This is a genomic window from Paenibacillus gansuensis, assembly GCF_042684925.1.
Taxonomy (GTDB): Bacteria; Bacillota; Bacilli; order Paenibacillales; family DY6; genus Paenibacillus_N; species Paenibacillus_N gansuensis.
This window is the reverse complement of sequence record NZ_JBHUME010000008.1, coordinates 530,711-549,635: the sequence shown is the minus strand read 5'-3', so window position 1 is coordinate 549,635 and position 18,925 is coordinate 530,711. Positions and strand designations below refer to the sequence as shown.

Here is an 18,925-nt window from a genome sequence, read left to right as displayed (position 1 = left end):
CCATGGCGTTGAAAGTATATCAATATGCCAAATGCGGTACCTGCCGCAATGCGTTGAAATGGTTACAGGCACAAGGTATCGAAACGGAATTAATCCCGGTATTTGAAGAGCCGCCTGCAAAAGAGCAGCTCACAGAAATGGTGAAGGCGAGCGGTATGCCGGTAAAGAAGTTTTTTAATACATCAGGCGAAGTTTATAAAGAGATGCAGCTGAAGGACAAGCTCCCTTCCATGAGCGAAGAGGAACAAATAGCATTGCTATCTTCCAATGGCCGTTTGATCAAGCGTCCGCTTGCCTACGACGGCAGGAAAGTGACGATCGGCTTCAAGCCTGAACAATACGAGGAGGTATGGGGAAGCCGGTAGGCTTCCTTCCTTCATTTTGCGTGAAGATAAGGAGAGGTAGATACATGGACATTCAACCGTCCGTAAGGCTGGCCGGTCTTGGATCGGCCATTTTTTCGGAAGTTGCGGAATGGAAACGGGAAGCGGCCGCCCGAGGGCTGGACGTCATCGATCTGGGCATCGGCAGCCCTGACAGGGCACCGTCGCCCAAAGTAATGGCTGCTCTGGAAGCAGCGGTGCGCAAGCCGCAAAACTACGGGTACCCGACGTCGGAAGGAAGCCCTGCGTTTCGCAGTGCGGTTGCGCGCTGGTACCGTCATAAGTTTCACGTAAACCTGGACCCGGACCGCGAGGTGCTTGCCTTGATGGGATCCCAGGACGGGTTGGCGCATTTGGCTCTGGCCATCACGAACCCAGGCGACATCGCCCTGGTTCCGGATCCAGGTTATCCGATCTACGCGGCAAGCCTGGTGATCGCTGGCGTTACGCCGCATTACATGCCGCTTAGGGAGGAAAACGGGTATCTGCCGGACTTAACGGCCATCCCGCCGGAAACAGCCAGCCGGGCCAAGTTCATGCTGCTGAATTATCCAAGCAATCCTTTAACAGCGGTAGCGGACCGTGAATTTTTTGAACGCTGCGTCGCTTTTGCACAGAAGCATGAGCTGCTGATCGTTCATGACCTGGCTTATTCGGAAATGGCATTCGACGGATTTCAGCCGGTAAGCATACTGGAAATCCCCGGTGCCCGCGAATGCGCCGTTGAATTTCACTCCTTATCCAAAAGCTTTAACATGGCAGGGTGCCGCATTGCATTTCTGGTCGGTCATCCGGATGCTGTGGGAGCACTCCGTACGCTGAAATCGAACATCGATTACGGTGTGTTTCTAGCCGTCCAGGAAGCGGGCATTGCTGCTTTGGAAGAGGATATGGAATCGGAAGGCTCGGCAGCTGATTTGTATGAACGGCGGCGGGACGTGTTTGTGGAACGGCTGCAGAGCGCAGGCTGGGTTATTGAAAAACCGAAAGCAACGATGTTCGTATGGGCACCTGTTCCAAAAGGATGGACCTCTCGACAGATTTCCCGGGAAATGCTTCTTTCGACAGGCGTTGCGGTAATTCCGGGCAGTGCTTTTGGCGCAGAAGGGGAAGGGTACGTTCGAATTGCGCTTGTTCAGGAGGAAGAACGCCTTTTGGAAGCAGCGGATCGGATCGCTTTGTTTTTGAAGAAGAGCGGTGTACAAAGCTAGCAGTTTACGGATGGTAGGTTGCTGGTAAAAGGTTTCCTCTTTTTCGCATCAATAGTATAATGAAATAGAGTAGAATGTCACATTTTTCATAGATTGCCTTTGCGGGATTCTACATATTTTGCAGTAAGAAGGGACGTTTCATGAATCAGATTGAACAGCAGACCGATACTCCGTCAATTATGCTTGTGGACAGCTTTGCCCTGTTGTTTAGAGGGTTTTACGCACTTGCGATCAGCGGAAATTATATGCAAAATTCCAAGGGACTTTATACGAACGGCTTATATCAGTTCACCAAATATTTAATGGACGCGGTAGGGAGATTCAGGCCCAGCCATGTCATTTGCGCTTTTGATATGGGAGGCAAGACATTCCGTAACGACTTGTATCCGAACTACAAGGCAAACCGGGGCGAGCCGCCGCTTGAACTGCTTCCTCAATTCGACAAGCTGTGGGAGATGGTAGAGGCGTTCGGTATCCCTTGCGTAGGCCGGCCCGGCTATGAAGCGGACGATGTCATGGGCTCTCTTGCCCGGAAATATTCGTCACAAGGCATGAAGGTCAGCATTCTTACCGGGGATGGGGACACGCTGCAGCTGATTGATGAGAATACGCAGATTATTTTGTTTAAGAAGGGCCTTGGCAACTACGAAGTAGTGCACCATGAGAACCTTCTGGAGCTTCGCGGCGTTTCCCGTCCCGGCCAGATTATCGATATTAAAGCACTGATGGGTGATCCGAGCGACAATTATCCCGGGGTCAAAGGCATCGGCGCAAAGACGGCTCTGAAGCTGATCCAGGAGCATGATTCGATCGATGGGGTGTTGGCGAATCTGGAGCTGCTACCTAAGGGTGTACGCGCCAAAATCGAGGCCGAAATGGAGATGCTGAACCTGTCCCGCCAGCTTGCCCGGATCCAGGTGGACATGGAGCTGGATTGCGTGCTGAATGATTGCCGCATGTTTGCCGACCGTCAGCGCGCTTTGGATATTCTGGAGGAGTTCGAGTTCCGGTCTCTCAAAAAAATGATAGGGTAAAAAGCTATAGACGGGGATGGAAGAGGCACAGAAGTGTCTCTCTTTTTATATTCAAACTTTAAGGTGATAACCATTCATTTGTCCCATGATTCAAAATTGTTGTTAAAATCAGACGATTAGGCATGGGCAATATCCCTTTAAAGTGTTAAAATAGGAATATTATTTTTGGGACTATATGCATGCTTGATCCGACTCTATTATTTCTGATTCCTCAGGAGGGACATATGATATGGCACAACCTAACAAAATGCGCAGTGATATGATCAAGAAAGGCTTCGACCGGGCTCCGCACCGGAGTTTGCTTCGGGCGGCAGGCGTGAAAGAAGAGGATTTCGGCAAACCGTTCATCGCGGTGTGCAATTCTTATATCGATATCGTACCGGGCCATGTCCACTTACAAGAGTTCGGCAAAATCGTCAAGGAAGCGATCCGCGAAGCCGGCGGCGTACCTTTCGAGTTCAATACAATCGGCGTTGACGACGGTATTGCCATGGGCCATATCGGAATGAGATATTCCCTGCCGAGCCGCGAGATCATCGCAGACTCTCTGGAGACTGTTGTAAACGCGCACTGGTTTGACGGCATGGTATGTATCCCGAACTGCGATAAGATCACCCCGGGCATGATGATGGGCGCTCTGCGCGTCAACATTCCTACGGTTTTCGTAAGCGGCGGACCCATGAAGGCAGGTAAAGATAAGAACGGCAAATCGATCTCCTTGTCCTCGGTATTTGAAGGCGTAGGTGCTTACCAGGCAGGCAAGATCGACGAGAGCGCCTTGGAAGAGCTGGAACAGTACGGCTGTCCAACCTGCGGATCTTGTTCCGGTATGTTTACTGCGAACTCGATGAACTGCCTCGCCGAAGGATTGGGGCTTGCGCTGCCAGGGAACGGAACGATTCTGGCGGTATGGGAAGAGCGCAAAGAGTTCGTGCGTAAATCCGCACGCCAGCTGATGGAAATTATTAAGCAGGACATCAAGCCAAGAGACATCGTAACGATCGAAGCGATCGACAATGCATTTGCACTGGACATGGCTATGGGAGGATCTACGAATACGGTTCTTCACACGCTGGCACTGGCGCATGAAGCGGGCTTTGAGTATCCGATCGAGCGCATTAACGAAGTAGCGAAGCGCGTGCCGCATCTGGCCAAGATCGCTCCGGCTTCGGATTATCATATCGAGGACGTGCATCATGCCGGCGGCGTGAGTGCCGTAATTAACGAGCTTCTCAAGAAGCCGGGTGCGATCGACGGCAGCCGCATTACCGTTTCCGGTAAAACCCTTGCCGAGAATGTAGCGGGCTGCGAAATTCTAAACCAAGACGTTATCCGTCCGCTGGACAACCCTCACAGCCAGGAAGGCGGCTTGGCGGTATTGTTCGGCAACCTGGCTCCTAACGGCTCCATCATCAAAGTGGGCGCGGTTGATAAGGAAGTAGGCGGACGCCACGTAGGTCCGGCTATCTGCTTTGACTCTCAAGATGACGCTTTATACGGAATTGCGAACGGCAAAGTAAAAGAAGGCCACGTTGTGGTTATCCGTTACGAAGGACCGAAAGGCGGCCCGGGTATGCCTGAAATGCTTGCCCCTACCTCCCAAATCGTCGGTATGGGGCTGGGCGCGAAAGTCGGTTTGATCACAGACGGACGTTTCTCCGGCGCATCCCGCGGTATTTCGATCGGCCATATCTCGCCGGAAGCGGCTGAGGGCGGTCCGATTGCCTTCGTAGAAGACGGCGATATTATTGAGCTGGATCTAGTGAAACGCACGATTCATCTGGAAGTGAGCGACGAAGAGATGGAGCGCCGCAGAGCGAACTGGAAAGGCTTTGAGCCGAAGATCAAGACCGGTTACCTTGCGCGTTACTCCAAGCTGGTCACGTCTGCAAGCACCGGCGGCGTTATGAAAATATAATCAGCTAAATTTTAAAGTAAGAGCCCCCGATCCGTCAGGATCAGGGGCTCTTTGTTAATGTGCTGCCGGCATGCTTGGCGAGCCTCGTCTTGCCCGAACTAGCGGCGCTCGATATTGCGCTGCGAAGGATCTTCCTCCCCGCTGTGATCATGCGTATCATGATCCGGCGGATAATCCCGGGACAATCCTTCGTGCAGCTGGCGGTTCTCGTAGCTGAACCGGTTCGGCGGGCGCTGATCCCGGCGGTACGGGGTGCTTTTGCCGAGTGTTTCTACCGGCAGGGACATCCCGTAAGGCCCGTCGGGAAACTCCTCTGCGGTTAGATCGTTGCGCTGCGATTCCACGGTGGACAGGTCCGTAAATTCACGGCGCCGGTCTTCATCCAGGAAACCCTTCGTCATGAAACCAACCTCCTATGTTGGGAGAATGGTTCCATTTTGCCCGAAAGAAGCGGTTTTCATCAATCCGTGAAATTGACGGCTCCTACAACGAGGTACAGGAATGAGCGGAGCTCTTCGGCGGCATCTTCCGGAATCTTATAGAAATATTCGAGATATCCCTCTTCGTCCAGGTCGTCCGGGCCCAGGATAGCGGTGCGTCCGCTTTGCAGGTCAGTGACCAGCTTTTTGCCGTAAAAACGGTTGGTTGTAGTAATGGCTAAGTCGAACCGGTGCATACTCTCTCCGATAAAACATACGTAACGGGTCGAAGTCTGCTCTGTGCTGTCAGATAAAAAGTCGAAACCTTCTGCAGTCATGCGAGGTCCTCCGTTCTTTTGAAGTTGATATGATTATACACGAAGCTTGGCGGAACTTGAAGAAGCAGGGGGATACACGGCGGCATAATTCGACTGTAAAAATGTGGTTGCACAGATCGGAAAGTCATGCTACTATATCTGTAATTGAATCAAACGATGAGGAAGCACCTCTTCTACGTAACCGTAGGAGGGGTGTTTTTTGTTTGTTCAAACTACTTTTAATGGAGGTTTTGCCTATGCATTTAGTGTTTTTGAACAGCATGGAACGAAAAACGGAAGGGGAGAAAGGGAGTTCGGCTCAGGTTTCGATTTGTGAGAGCCAGGGGTTGTGGCAGGTGCTGTGGAATGAGCCGGATGCCGGCGGTACGATCCATCAGGACGTATGGTATGAAGGGGCGCATTGGGATGAAATGCTGGCGGCGTTCCGTTACAGGCTGGCGGAGAAAATGAGCGGCGGGTTCCTGCCTGTCATTGATGCGACTGTACATAGCGGGGGCCAAAGCGTGGGAAACGGAAGAAGCCGATTCACCCAAATGCTGTACTATTACAGCGAGTTCCACGCAAGTGAAGAATTGTTTAATGAGCTGCGGGAATGGCGGCGCGTTCAAGCGGGTAAGGAAGGGAAAGCGCCATATATTATCGCTTCCAACCGTGCTTTGAAGCTGCTCTCGGCCTTCGTTCCTTGGACGAAGGAAGAACTGCTGATGCTGCCGGGCTTTGGCACGGCGAAGGTTGAAGCTTATTTGGAAGCGATCCGGCAAATTACGGTGAAGCACGAGCGCAGCGGCGATTTCCCGCTGGGATGGGTAGAATCCCAGGTGGACGCTTCAGATTTCAGCGCCTGGTTTCATAAGCAGAACGAGATGAAACTGAAGAACGAGTTTGACAAGAAAGTGGAGAAGCGAAAGCTGCTGGAGGGCATCGCCCGCGGGGAGACGCTGGAGACGTTGTCCGAGCAATTGTCAGTACCGCGCCGCGACCTGATTACCTGGATTGAGGAGCTGGACAAAGACGGGGTTTCCGTGGATGCTTTGGTAACGGCTGAGCTGGCCGGTGTGCCGGACGAGGAGCAGACTCTCGCGGTCCAGGCGTTCGAAAAGGAAGGCGACCGCTACTTGAAACCGGTGCTGCAGCACATGTACACGCCGGATCAACTTGGAGAGAAGGACGTTACACGGCTGTATGAGTGGCTTCGTCTGCTGCGCATCCGCATTCGGAAAGAGCGGGCAGCGGCATAGATTATTCTTAAGCTCATTCATTTCTGTTTGATACTCCCCGGTTGATTTCCCCGCATCCGTAAAGATGGTCAGGAGCGGGATTGATCTGCTGATGCTATCCTAAGTAACCGGTTTTGGCTTCGATCCATAAAAATTACTTTCTCCGCCTTGGGTCCACTTAGGGCTCCCCCGGTAACTTTGATCCGCTACCTGATCCATTACTTGACTTTACCCGTTAACCAGACCCTCTAGCGCGGTCCTTCAATTACAAAGACGCTGTCATATCGACAGCGTCTTTCCTCTTGCCGGCGTATTTTCGCATTATCGTAACGACGGGCAATTCTGGTAAGCGAATTTTCTTCCACAACTAAGGTAAATGCTAAATAAGAGAAAAAACTTCAGCTAATGGGCCCAATCCATCAATAAAAGGGGGAAAGGCTCGAATTAGGTGAAGTTTTTTCCGTTAAAAGTTCATTTGTGCGGTTTGGCAAGTAAATAGGGGAAGTATTTTCTCCTAGTTCGAATTGCGGGGGCGGTTCAACTGAATTACAGCCAGCCCCGCCGGCGGAAGTAATAGAACATGCCAGTGCCCAGCACAATCATGGTAATTGTCACGATCATCGTTCCCGCATGGGAGTGCAGAAGCGGGATATAATCAAAATTCATCCCGTAAAAGCCGGTGATGAACGTTAACGGCATGAATATCGTTGTAATTGCTGTGAACACGCGCATGACTTCATTCGTACGGTTCTCCAGCGACATCTGGTAAGCTTCCCGTAAGTTGCCCATTAGATCGCGGAAAGTCTCAAACGTCTCCGAGATCTTGATCGTGTTCTCATAAATATCGCTGAAGTATTTCTGGAGCTGGTCGTTGATCAGCTTCAGTTCTTTCTTATTCAGCGTGAAAATCAGGTCCTTCTGCGGTCCCAGCGCTTTCTTAAGCCACAGGATCTCGCTTCGCAGGCTTATGATTTCATTCAAATGCGATTTCTTCGTATGCAGCAGGATTTCTTCCTCCAGCATCTCGATTTTCGCTTCGATCCGGTCCGCAACGTTAAAGTAGTTATCAACGACCAAGTCCACCAGATGGTACAGGAACCTGTCAGGCGAACTGACTTCCTCTTCCCAAAGCACGGGCTTGATTGCGCGGATTTCGTTAATTTTTTGCTTGGTTACCGTAATGATATAATGCCGGCCTAGAAATATGTTGAGCGCCCGCAGAAAAATCTCCTCGTCGTCATAACGGATGCTGTTAATAACAATAAAATACTGATGATCATAAATCTCGATCTTCGGACGCTGTTCCTCTTCTGTCAGACAGTCCTCGACCGCCAGTTCATGCAGGCCGAACAACGGCTGCAGCACTTCCAGATCGTCCGTATCCGCATCGATCCAGTAAAATCCGCCTTCCGGCGGCGTCAGCGGTTCGGTGAGATCGTCCACCACGGTAAATATGCCATTCTTCACTAAACGTACCTTCATGGTTATCACTCCTCTGCTGTCTTGCACTAGCACCCAACCCGGGCACTCACAGAGCACAGGCACAACCCGCTGAAGGCAACTCCAAACTGCGCAGCCAGGCTACCCCTCTAGCGGCTAAGTTCCGGTCGATGCCGACAGATCTGTCAGATCCTGCATATGCTCTTGTTGCCCGATACATCCACTTGGCTTCGGTCGGTCACCGTCCATACGAACTTTCACCCCTTAGAATCAGCTTTGGTTACGAGTACTTGTCTAGTATATACTCGAAGCATAGAGGTTTCAACAACTATCGTGAACTCTACCGCATACCCTACCATATGGCCGTAACCCTTGCTGCGTGACGCTTTTGGAGCGGATTTAACAAAGTTATTTTGCAGGAAAAAGGGCATGTCCGCTTGGTAACAGCTTGACGATAATTTCATTATCGTATACATTTAAATCAGATTGATTCATTTGCCTATAACTGCATATCGTTTAACTCTTATCAAGAGTAGGTGGAGGGACTGGCCCGATGATACCCGGCAACCGACTTTTCGGCGTAACAACCGATAGGCACGGTGCTAATTCTTGCGGAAACGAAAGTTTTTGAGAGATGAGAGAGGTGAACTTTATTTGCGTTCGTAAACCCTTTCTCTGTGTTGAGGAAGGGTTTTTGTTGTTTTTTGTCGAAAAAGAATCTACCGTTCAAAGGAGTGCTGCATCATGCCAATTAAAATTCCAGATACTCTGCCGGCCAAGGAAGTACTGAGCCAGGAAAATATATTCGTCATGGACGAATCGATCGCGTTTCATCAGGATATTCGTCCGCTGCGCATCGTCATTCTGAACTTAATGCCTACGAAGGAAACGACGGAGACCCAGTTCATGCGCCTCATCGGCAATACGCCGCTGCAAGTGGAATGTGTCCTGCTGCATCCGAAAACCCATATTTCCAAAAATACCTCCCCGGAGCATTTGGAGCAGTTTTACAAGACGTTTGACGATATCAAAAAGGAACGCTTCGACGGCATGATTATTACAGGCGCCCCAGTCGAGCTGATGGATTTTGAGGATGTAAACTATTGGGAGGAGCTTACGCAAATTTTCGAGTGGAGCAAGCGAAACGTGACGTCGACCATGCACGTGTGCTGGGCTTCTCAGGCGGGCTTGTATTACCACTTCGGCATCAAAAAGTTCACTCTCGAGAAGAAGCTGTTCGGCGTATTCCCGCACCAGGTGTCCAAGCAGAATGTGAAGTTGCTTCGAGGTTTTGATGAAGAGTTCTACGTGCCGCAGTCGCGCCATACGGATATCCGCAGGGAAGATATCGAAGCTGAAGAAGAGTTGGAAATCCTGTCGGAATCGGAAGAAGCCGGCGTATATCTGGTGGGCACGAAGGATGGCAAACATTTCTTTGTGACCGGGCACTCCGAATACGATCCATGTACGCTAAAATGGGAATATGACCGCGACATTTCTAAAGGAATGGATGTTGCAATCCCCAAAAACTACTATCCGAACGACGATCCGACCCGGCAGCCGATTACCCGCTGGAGAGCCCATGCCAACCTTCTGTTCTCCAACTGGCTGAATTACTATGTGTATCAGGAAACGCCTTTTGAGCTCGGGGCGGGAATTTAAAATACATTTTACTTATTAGGAGGACTCCATTCATGAAAATCGAAAGCCTTTTAGCGCAAATCGGTTCGCAATCCGAACCTGTCACCGGGGCGGTCAGCTTTCCAGTCTATCAATCTACAGCGTTTCGCCATCCGAAACTTGGACAAAGCACCGGGTTCGATTATGCCCGCACTAAAAGCCCTACGCGTACCGTGCTCGAAGATGCGATCGCAGAACTGGAAAGCGGGGACGCAGGGTTTGCCTGCAGCTCCGGCATGGCTGCGCTGCAGACGATTTTCGCTTATTTCAGCCAGGGCGATCATCTGATCGTGTCCTTGGACTTGTATGGAGGAACCTACCGTCTGCTGGAGGATATTATGGCAAGATTCGGCGTGTCCGCTACTTATGTAGATACGAACGATCTGGCTGCGCTGGAGTCCAGCAGACGGGAAAGCACGAAGGCGGTTCTCATCGAAACGCCGACCAACCCGCTGATGATGATTACGGATATTGAAGCGGTAGCGGCTTGGGCAAAGCAGTACAACATTCTGACGATTGTGGATAATACGCTGCTAACTCCGTTTTTGCAGCGTCCGATCGAGCTGGGCGCGGACATCGTCATTCACAGCGCTACGAAGTATCTCGGCGGACACAACGACGTGCTGGCCGGCCTGATCGTAACCAAAGGCGAGGAGCTGTCCGAGCGGATGGCGCTGCTTCACAACTCGATCGGCGCCGTGCTTGGTCCACAGGACAGCTGGCTTTTGATGAGAGGCATGAAGACGCTGGCGCTGCGCATGGAACGCCATGAATACAACGCTACGCGGATCTCGAACTATCTGCTGACGCACCCTGCCATTTCGGATGTCTACTACCCGGCGCTGGAAACTCACCCGGGCCACGACATCCAAAAGCGGCAGTCCTCCGGCAACACGGGCATTTTCTCCTTCAAGGTGAAGGATGCCCGTTACATTGAGCCGATTCTGCGCCATGTGAAGCTGATTGCGTTCGCGGAAAGCCTGGGCGGCGTCGAGTCGCTGATGACGTATCCTGCGGTGCAGACGCATGCCGCGATTCCGGAGGAGATCCGCCGCCAGGTAGGCGTGGACGACCGACTGCTGCGTTTATCCGTGGGCATTGAGCACGCAGATGATTTGATTGCCGATTTAGCAGCGGCTTTAGAGCTTGCGAAGCAGGAAGTGGAAGAGGGGGTTGCCGTTCATGAATAAAGATCAGGATCTGGACAAGAAGCAGAGGAAATTTGCGACCGACCTGATTCACTTCGGCGGCGAGATCGATAAAGCTACGGGAGCGTCGAGCGTACCGATTTATCAGGCGTCCACTTTCCATCACGAGTCGCTTGCCAATCCGCCGCAGCATGACTACTCCCGCTCGGGCAACCCGACCCGCCAGGCGTTGGAGGATTACATTGCTAAGCTCGAAGGCGGCGTACGGGGATTTGCCTTCGCATCGGGAATGGCGGCGATCTCCACATCTTTGATGCTGCTGTCGGCCGGCGATCATATCATCGTCACGGAGGATGTGTACGGCGGTACTTACCGCTTGCTTACCAGCATCCTCTCCCGGATGAACATTGAGACGACGTTTGTGGATATGACCGATTTCGCTCAGGTGCAGGCCGCGTTGAAGCCGAACACCAAGGCGGTGTTCCTGGAAACTCCTTCGAATCCGACATTGAAAATAACGGATATTAAGCTCATCGCCGATTGGGCCAAATCGCATGACTTGCTCACGCTGCTCGATAACACCTTTATGACGCCTTATCATCAGCGGCCGATCGAACTCGGCATCGATATTGTGCTCCACAGTGCCACGAAATTTTTGGGCGGGCACAGTGACGTACTCGCAGGACTTGCCGTGACGGCGAACGAGAATCTGGGCCGGCGCCTGAAAATCCTCCAAAACGGCATGGGCACCGTGCTTGGCGTGCAGGATTCCTGGCTGCTGATCCGCGGCATGAAGACGCTGAAAGCCCGTATGGAGTATTCGGAAACGAGTGCGATGAAGCTGGCGCAATGGCTCGCTGAACAGCCTTCGATTGCCAAAGTGTACTATCCGGGGCTGCCGGGTCATCCTGGACGTGATATTCATGAGCGCCAATCTCTTGGTTACGGAGCGGTAGTTTCGTTCGATGTCGGTTCAGGGGAACGGGCAAAGCAGGTACTGGATAAAGTGAAGCTTCCTTTGGTGGCGGTTAGCCTGGGAGCGGTAGAGAGCATTCTCTCATATCCGGCTATGATGTCCCATGCGGCCATGCCGAGAGAGGTACGCCATCAGAGAGGCATCGCCGACGGCCTGCTTCGCTATTCGGTGGGCTTGGAGGACATTGAGGACCTGATTGACGATTTGAAGCAGGCCTTGTCCGGGTAGCAGATATAGTAAGGTAGGACTTGAAATTCAACAGTAAAGAGGCGTTTGTCGAATTTTGAATGCGACGAACGCCTTATTTTTACGTAAAAATCAAGATTCATGAGGGCGGACGGCTGTCAATTGCCTTTTTGTATGATAAAATAGGGGAAACGACAAATTTTGTCACAATTCGGACAAACGGGGGAGCCCTAATGGGATTTTCGGCATCGGTGAACAAATGGAAAGCCAAATTCGGTAAAGCCGCAGACCCGGGCGCTGCGAAACCAGCCGTTAGTTTTCCCCAGGATGAGACTGGTGCAGATCCGGCAGTCCAGCACCTGCAGGAGCTGAGGGTGCAGGGGGTCGAACCCGGGCTGGTGATTCTCCGTTTCGAGGATTACAGGCTGCTCTCGCACACGTATGACAAGGACAAGATGGATTGGCTGAAGGCTGAGATTCGTTCTTCTATAGAACGTTTGGCTGCGGCCTATATTGCTGCGGATGACTTGTTGGCTCTGAGGCAGTTTGCCCCGGATGAATTCGGCGTGTTCATCAGCAACGGGAAGACGGCCCCGCCGTTATATCTGCATAAAATCGGAGATACCTTGTGCTCGAAGTTGCAGTCGGACATGGAAGCTATTATGAGCGGCATGGAGATGGGAACGGTCGCCTTCATCCACAGTCATGCCCAGTTCGATTCAAATCAGGGGAATACGTATTACGCTTTTTTGAATGCCTATTACAATGCACGGATGATGTTCGCAGGCACGGACGGAACTGCCTACCATCCTTATCGGGACGACATACTTGCCATTCTGGAGGAAGAGAATATATCGGTATTGGCCCAGCCGATCATGAACCTTCAGAGCGGTGACGTGTTCGGTTGGGAAGTACTGACGCGCGGACCGAGGAATACGCCTTTTTACTCCCCGTTGGAGCTGTTTGAATACGCATTTCAGACAGATTTACTGATCCGGATGGAATGCCTGGTGACCAGTAAAGCGCTTTTGGAAATCGCCTCCCGTGAAATTAAGGAACAGGTTTTTATCAATGTAACGGCGATTTCGCTGGGTCATCCTATCTATCTTAGCTTTTTATTGGATCAATTGAAGAAGGTGCCTCAGGTGGCGCCTACACAGTTAATTTTTGAAATTACGGAGCGGCATGCCATTAAGGATTATCATGAAATGGGAGTCACGATCCGCAAATACCGGGATCACGGATTCCGTTTTGCGGTGGACGATGCGGGTGCGGGGTATTCCAGCCTGTTAACGATTTCGGAACTGATCCCGGATATTATCAAAATCGACAAATCCCTGATTCAGAACATTGATCAGATTTCGGTGAAGCGGTCCATCTTAAAGGCACTTATGCAATTCGCCCAGGAGATACAATGTGAAGTGGTCGCGGAAGGGATTGAACGGGTTGAGGAGGCGGAGGTGCTGTTCCAGCATGAGGTGCAGATGGGACAGGGCTATTACTTCGCTAGGCCGGAACCGCTCAACGAGAACACTGCCGGCAGCCGTGAAAACCGCTTGGAGCATATCCGTAAAATGCAGTCACAAATCAGAAAGCTAAGAGAAACAGCCCGCGAGTAGGGCTGTTTTTTGTTTTTCCCGTGCCAAATTGACCATTGGTAGAATAAAATGACTCATCTCCACGCCAACGTTATTTAAGATGAACAAGATTACCTATCGCCCCTCTCCATGCTCATATTCCCCGCCCCCGCTTAATACAATGAGATATCATGCATTCTTGTCCAAGATGCGGTATTCGGGGGGTTATGGAAATGAGGGAAGAAGGCAGAATCGGAGAGGCGGCCATCCTGGGGATCGGCACGGCGGTACCGCCCTATAGGATTGAGCAGTCGGAGGCATCGGCACGGCTGGCACGCGCTTTGGGAGAGGACAAGGATGTGGCGCGGTGGGCGAAGCGGATTTTTCATCAGTGCGGCGTCGAAACAAGGTACACCTGCGAACCGGAGCTGCTGGAGGAAGCCGAAAACTGCAGATATGTGCCGGGAACTCCGCCGGAACGGGTGCCTGCTACCGATGAGCGCATGGCCGTCTACCGGCGCGAGTCCGCCGTCCTCGGCAAAACAGCAGCACTGCGCGCGCTGCTGGAGAGCGGCACAGCTGCGGATGACATCACGCATCTGCTGACGGTCACCTGTACCGGCTTATACCTGCCGGGGCTCGACGCGGCGCTCGTCCGCGAGCTGGGCCTGCGCCGTGAAACGGAGCGGCAGCCCCTGCAGTTTCTGGGCTGCGCGGCAGGGCTCCGCGCCGTATGCGTAGCCCGCACCATCGCGGACCGTGAACCGTCCGCGAAAATCCTGGTGGTGTGCGTGGAGCTGTGCACCCTGCACATCCAGCCTTCCGGCAGCCGCGAAGACCTGTACGCAGCTGCCTTCTTCGGGGACGGCGCGTCGGCTTGCGTCATCGGCCGGCCCGATACCTGCACGGCCGGCCCTTATTTCAAGCTGGGCGCCCACCGTACGGTTCTTCTCCCGGAATCAACGGAAGAAATGGTGTGGAACATCGGAAATCAGGGGTTCTCCTTATATTTGTCCTCCCGGATCCCTGAGCTGCTTCGCCAGTTCATCCCCGGTGAAATTTATGCTTTGCTCCAGGATGACGAGCTCCCGCCGTTATGGGCGATACATCCGGGAGGCAAAGGGATCGTGGATGCGGTGGAAGCAAGGATGGAGCTTACGCCGGAGCAGACCGCAGCCAGCCGTTCGGTTTTGAGGCGATACGGCAATCTTTCCTCTGCGACCATTTTGTTTGTTCTTCAGGAAATGAGGGAACGGCTCCGTCTAGCGGGCAGTAAAAACTCCGAGGGAATCGCCTTGGCCTTCGGTCCGGGATTGACCGCAGAGCTTCTGCGGTTTGAGTACTGCGCCGCCGTTCCGGTTCCGGCAGGGTTAGCGGACGCGGGAGGTCAAAGCCATGTTTAGTTTCCTTCGGAAACGCTCTCTGGAACCGGAGTATATGGACGATTTTTCGGAGGGCGGCGTCGCCTTGTTGGAGGCGTTGCGCCATCTCAGGAGGCTTAACAGGGTCTTCGGTGCGGCGGGCCCGACCATGTACGGGGTCAGGCGGCTTTGGAAATTGGCGGGAAAGCCCTGCCGCTTATCCATACTGGACATAGGCGCAGGCTCGGGGGATGTGAATAAGCGGCTGCTGAAATGGGCGGACCGGCACGGAATTCAGATGTCGATCACCTTAGTGGATATAACATGGGAGGCCTGTGCCGAAGCCCGCGAGCTTTATGCTGGAGAAGACAGAGTAAAGATACGGCGAGCTGATCTGTTCCAACTTGCGGAACAGGCGGAGGAGGAGGCGTGGGCTTGCGCGGATATCGTCACGGCTTCCCAGTTCGTTCATCACTTTGACGAAGAGCAGCTTCCACGCGTAATAGATGCCATGCTCTCTTGTTCCCGATACGGAGTTGTCGTGAACGACATTCACCGGCATTGGGTGTCCTGGGGGGCGGTTTGGCTTATGACCCGGCTTCTATCCAAAAACGATTATATTCGGCATGACGGCCCTCTATCTGTGGCCAAGGGGTTTCGCTCCGCAGACTGGAAAAAACTGAAGAATGCTATGCCTTCGGCTCGAATGCAATACAGCTGGAGACCGTTGTTCCGGTACTGCCTCATTGCCCGGCCGTGGAGGCCAAGATGACGGGTACCCCTAAACCCGTCTACGACGTGGCCATCATTGGCGCCGGCCTCGCGGGCAGCGCTGCATCCATTGCGCTCGCCGCTCAAGGCTGGAATGTCCTTCTGGCTGATAAAACCTCTTTTCCCCGGCATAAGGTATGCGGCGAATTTCTTTCGCCCGAGTCAAGGCAGATGTTCAACAGCCTTGGTATGGAGGAAGTTTTGGAAGCCCGCTCTCCCGCATTGATGGACAAGACTGTAATGTTTTTGCCGGATGGAAAGGAGCTCAGTATTCGGCTTCCGAATGCCGCTTGGGGAATCAGCAGGTTTACGCTGGATGAAATGATGCACCAAAAAGCCGCACAAACCGGAGTGAGCCTCAACATAAACACGGCAGTTACTTCAATACAGGATGTGGGAGGGGGCTGGGAACTAGAGTTAAAATCCGCAGATTCACCCTCCTCTTCCATCATTCAGGCCAGAGCCGTCCTCGGAGCCTGGGGCCGCAACCCATACGGAAAGTTGTCGCCGCCGGCCGCTGCCACTGCCCAAACTGCTGTCTATGTCGGTATCAAAGCTCACTATACAGGGGTATCGCCGCAAAATGCAGTTGAGCTTTATTTCGTACCAGGGGGGTATATCGGGCTGGCTCCGGTAGAGGACGGAAAGTACAACGCAGCCGCACTGTTGACACTAAAGAGTTTCCAGGAGTACGGCAATACGGTCGAGCAAGTGCTGGATTTCCTTCGAAGCAGCCATATCCCTCTAAAAAAAAGGCTCCGCAGCGCACAGCTGCTAAAGGAAACGGCATGCGCTGTTTCCCCGGTCCGGCTGGATTTGAAACTTCAGGCATGGGACAGGTTCCCTAAGCTGGGAGACGCGGCCGTCATGATTCCTCCGTTATGCGGAGACGGCATGGCCATTGCGATTCGTTCCGCTTTTTTGTGTGCGTCAGTGACGAATGACTATTTGAAGGGAAACATCAATCGCAGGGAATGGGAAACCCGATATGAAAGAGACCTGAAAAATCAAGTGAGCAAACCTGTCCGGGCAGGGAGGCTGCTGCAGCATGCCATGAACCGGCCCTTGACGGCGCAAATGTTATTCAGCTTGGGTGCAGGCTGGCCCTGGTTAGGGGAGCAGGCAGTGAAATGGACCCGGCTACAGAAAATGTGAAGGACAGAAAGGGGGTAAGACATGCTGGAGCGATTGGCGAAGGTCTCTTCACGATACCCTCTTGTTCTGCTAAGTTTGTGGATAATCTTTCTTCTGGCCTCGGGCCTGCAAGCTTGGAAGCTCCCTTCAGTGCTGCAAGATCATGGCCTTCGCACCCAAGGCGAACATTCGGAAGTGATGCGGATCGCTGCCAGCAAGTTTGGGCTTCCTGCCGAGGAACCGGTTATTGTGCTGTTTCAAAAAAAGACCGGCGTATCAGAGATGGCCTTCCGGCAAGTCATCCAGTCTTCGCTTCAGAAGATCAGCAGCATCCAGGGCTGGATCTCCACGGTTTCCCCTATTGAACATAAAGAAATGAGAAAAGGCGCCTATGCCTATGCGCTGCTTGATTTCAAGCAGGATTCCACTCAAATTTCGGAGATTATCGGAGAGCTTAAGGCCGCACTTCCCCGCACGGCTTCTGTTACAGCTGAGCTTACCGGCAAAAAGATCGTACAAACCGACGTAAACACCGCAAGCAGAAAAGACTTGGCTTCAGCGGAGTGGATTGGCATACCGGCCGCCTTTCTTATTCTTTGGCTGTCTTTTGGAGGGCTTGCTTCTGCGGGAATTCCTGTTTTGATGGGGGTCATTTCCGTTACAGGAGCAATGGGAATTATGGCTGCAGCGGGAGCACATCTGACTTTATCCGTGTTTGTTCTTAATGTGATCCCCATGGTAGGCCTGGCGCTCAGCATCGATTTCGCGCTGTTAATCGTCAGCAGGTTCCGGGAGGAGCTCCGCTTACGCCCCCCTGCTCAGGCACTCCGCATCGCCATGCGGACTTCCGGCCGCGCTATTGTTGTATCCGCCAGCTGCATGGGCGCAGGCCTTATCGGGATCTCAGCTATTGAACTTCCGATCTTCCGCAGTGTTGCTCTGGGAGCGCTTGTTGTGCTCTGCCTGTCCGTGCTGCTGACCCTGACACTGCTGCCGGCACTGCTGTTTTTGCTCCGGAACCGGTTTTACCGCGAGGCGCAGAAGAAGAGAGCCATTCCTCACTCGGCAGCGATATGGCGGAAGCTGGCGAACCTTGTGCTGCACCGACCCATCGCTTCAAGTATCATGGCGGCAGCAGCGCTGATCTTGTGCATACAGCCGCTTTCTACTATGAAGCTCTCCATTCCGGATGAGACTTCTATTCCTGACAGTTATGTTTCGAGATCCGCCGCCGCCCGTTTCCAGGAAGAGTTTAACCCGGAGCACTGGACCACTCTCTACTTAGTTGCTGAACCAAAGAAGAGTACGATTCTCTCATCATTAGAAAAAAGGCAGCTTCAACGCCTGACTGACAAGCTTAAGGCGGATCCTATGATTGCGGAAGTGATGCCAATTAGAACGAAGCCTGCTTCAGGCCAAAAAGCCAAAGAGAAGCGTACACTCTTTCAACTGACATTGATGGCGGAAGGATCTTCGATAGAGGCCCGGCAATGGGCATCCCATTTTCAACAGCAGTACGGGGCGCAGATGACCGGGCTTCATATGATGCTCGGAGGGGAAGCGAAATACCAGCAGGAGGTATTCGATACCGCGTACAGGTCATTCGGAAAAGCGGCTGTTTTTATTCTAACCGTCAATTTTGCCTTGTTGATGCTGGCTTTCCGGTCCGTTCTGATTCCGTTGAAGACACTGCTCCTGAACGCGCTATGCCTTGCCGCTTCGTTCGGGATCATGGCTTATGCAGTCTCATACCCAAATGTGGATCCGCAGGAGGGGATTGCGATTATGATTCCGATCTTCATCATAGGATTGGTGTTCGGCATCAGCATGGACTACGGGGTGTTCCTGCTTTCGCGGATCCGGGAGTCTTACTTGCAGACCGGGAATCATGAAGCCGCGATCGCGGAAGGGGTAGGCTCAACCGGAGGAATGATCGGATCTGCAGCTGCGATTATGATTGCTGTCACGCTTCCTTTTGCCTTCGGAGAGGTGGCAGGAGTCAGGCAGTTGGGTGCCGGCATTGCTTCCGCCGTATTTATAGATGCTACGCTGATCCGAATGATGCTGGTTCCGTCTCTGATGAAGCTGTTCGGAAGATGGAATTGGTGGGCTCCAGGCGTATAGGTCATAAT

Annotated in this window: 16 protein-coding genes and 1 riboswitch; of the genes, 13 read left to right on the top strand and 3 right to left on the bottom strand. The window is 52.6% G+C overall.

The annotated features are described in order from the left end of the window. The first annotated feature begins 2 nt into the window (after nucleotides 1-2). From ACFSUF_RS14765 to ilvD, 4 genes are all read left to right on the top strand, one after another. Nucleotides 3-365, top strand: a complete 363-nt coding sequence (locus ACFSUF_RS14765) for an arsenate reductase family protein (RefSeq protein WP_377603723.1) — start codon at nucleotides 3-5, stop codon at nucleotides 363-365. Nucleotides 366-409: 44 nt separating this feature from the next. After that, on the top strand, nucleotides 410-1,594 hold the full coding sequence (locus ACFSUF_RS14760) for an aminotransferase class I/II-fold pyridoxal phosphate-dependent enzyme (RefSeq protein WP_377603722.1): 1,185 nt from the start codon (nucleotides 410-412) through the stop codon (nucleotides 1,592-1,594). A gap of 140 nt (nucleotides 1,595-1,734) precedes the next feature. Further along, on the top strand, nucleotides 1,735-2,628 hold the full coding sequence (locus ACFSUF_RS14755; protein ID WP_377603721.1) for a 5'-3' exonuclease: 894 nt from the start codon (nucleotides 1,735-1,737) through the stop codon (nucleotides 2,626-2,628). A gap of 229 nt (nucleotides 2,629-2,857) precedes the next feature. Beyond that, nucleotides 2,858-4,546 (top strand): dihydroxy-acid dehydratase, encoded by a 1,689-nt coding sequence (gene ilvD, locus ACFSUF_RS14750; protein WP_377603720.1) that lies wholly within the window; start codon nucleotides 2,858-2,860, stop codon nucleotides 4,544-4,546. A gap of 98 nt (nucleotides 4,547-4,644) precedes the next feature. Here ilvD and ACFSUF_RS14745 read toward each other — a convergent pair whose 3' ends face one another. Beyond that, nucleotides 4,645-4,947, bottom strand: a complete 303-nt coding sequence (locus ACFSUF_RS14745) for a hypothetical protein (protein WP_377603719.1) — start codon at nucleotides 4,945-4,947, stop codon at nucleotides 4,645-4,647. 59 nt (nucleotides 4,948-5,006) lie between these two features. Further along, nucleotides 5,007-5,303, bottom strand: a complete 297-nt coding sequence (locus tag ACFSUF_RS14740; protein ID WP_377603718.1) for a DUF3055 domain-containing protein — start codon at nucleotides 5,301-5,303, stop codon at nucleotides 5,007-5,009. 236 nt (nucleotides 5,304-5,539) lie between these two features. Here ACFSUF_RS14740 and ACFSUF_RS14735 point away from each other — a divergent pair, with 236 nt between their 5' ends. After that, nucleotides 5,540-6,541, top strand: a complete 1,002-nt coding sequence (locus ACFSUF_RS14735; protein ID WP_377603717.1) for an HRDC domain-containing protein — start codon at nucleotides 5,540-5,542, stop codon at nucleotides 6,539-6,541. Nucleotides 6,542-7,066: 525 nt separating this feature from the next. On the opposite strand, the gene corA is transcribed toward ACFSUF_RS14735, so the two are convergent. Next, a complete protein-coding gene (gene corA / locus ACFSUF_RS14730) occupies nucleotides 7,067-8,002 on the bottom strand; it encodes a magnesium/cobalt transporter CorA (RefSeq protein WP_377603716.1) in 936 nt (311 codons plus the stop codon). A gap of 478 nt (nucleotides 8,003-8,480) precedes the next feature. Next, a riboswitch (SAM riboswitch) is annotated at nucleotides 8,481-8,601 on the top strand. A 103-nt stretch (nucleotides 8,602-8,704) separates the two neighbouring features. Here corA and metA point away from each other — a divergent pair. The 8 genes from metA (at nucleotide 8,705) to ACFSUF_RS14690 (ending at nucleotide 18,917) form a co-directional block, all read left to right on the top strand. Then, a complete protein-coding gene (gene metA, locus ACFSUF_RS14725; RefSeq protein WP_377603715.1) occupies nucleotides 8,705-9,622 on the top strand; it encodes a homoserine O-acetyltransferase MetA in 918 nt (305 codons plus the stop codon). A gap of 32 nt (nucleotides 9,623-9,654) precedes the next feature. Continuing rightward, nucleotides 9,655-10,830 (top strand): PLP-dependent transferase, encoded by a 1,176-nt coding sequence (locus ACFSUF_RS14720; RefSeq protein WP_377603714.1) that lies wholly within the window; start codon nucleotides 9,655-9,657, stop codon nucleotides 10,828-10,830. Next, nucleotides 10,823-11,992 (top strand): trans-sulfuration enzyme family protein, encoded by a 1,170-nt coding sequence (locus ACFSUF_RS14715; protein WP_377603713.1) that lies wholly within the window; start codon nucleotides 10,823-10,825, stop codon nucleotides 11,990-11,992. Before ACFSUF_RS14720 ends, ACFSUF_RS14715 begins: the two co-directional genes overlap by 8 nt. A gap of 191 nt (nucleotides 11,993-12,183) precedes the next feature. Beyond that, nucleotides 12,184-13,569, top strand: coding sequence for an EAL domain-containing protein (locus ACFSUF_RS14710; RefSeq protein ID WP_377603712.1), 1,386 nt, complete (start codon nucleotides 12,184-12,186; stop codon nucleotides 13,567-13,569). A 191-nt stretch (nucleotides 13,570-13,760) separates the two neighbouring features. Further along, complete coding sequence (locus ACFSUF_RS14705; protein WP_377603711.1) at nucleotides 13,761-14,930, top strand: type III polyketide synthase; 1,170 nt, start codon at nucleotides 13,761-13,763, stop codon at nucleotides 14,928-14,930. Further along, nucleotides 14,923-15,660 (top strand): methyltransferase domain-containing protein, encoded by a 738-nt coding sequence (locus ACFSUF_RS14700; RefSeq protein WP_377603710.1) that lies wholly within the window; start codon nucleotides 14,923-14,925, stop codon nucleotides 15,658-15,660. Before ACFSUF_RS14705 ends, ACFSUF_RS14700 begins: the two co-directional genes overlap by 8 nt. Continuing rightward, a complete protein-coding gene (locus ACFSUF_RS14695; RefSeq protein WP_377603709.1) occupies nucleotides 15,657-16,814 on the top strand; it encodes an NAD(P)/FAD-dependent oxidoreductase in 1,158 nt (385 codons plus the stop codon). Before ACFSUF_RS14700 ends, ACFSUF_RS14695 begins: the two co-directional genes overlap by 4 nt. A 21-nt stretch (nucleotides 16,815-16,835) precedes the next feature. Beyond that, nucleotides 16,836-18,917 carry an MMPL family transporter gene (locus tag ACFSUF_RS14690; protein WP_377603708.1) on the top strand — a complete coding sequence of 694 codons (2,082 nt, stop codon included), beginning with the start codon at nucleotides 16,836-16,838 and terminating at the stop codon, nucleotides 18,915-18,917. Nucleotides 18,918-18,925 lie beyond the last annotated feature (8 nt).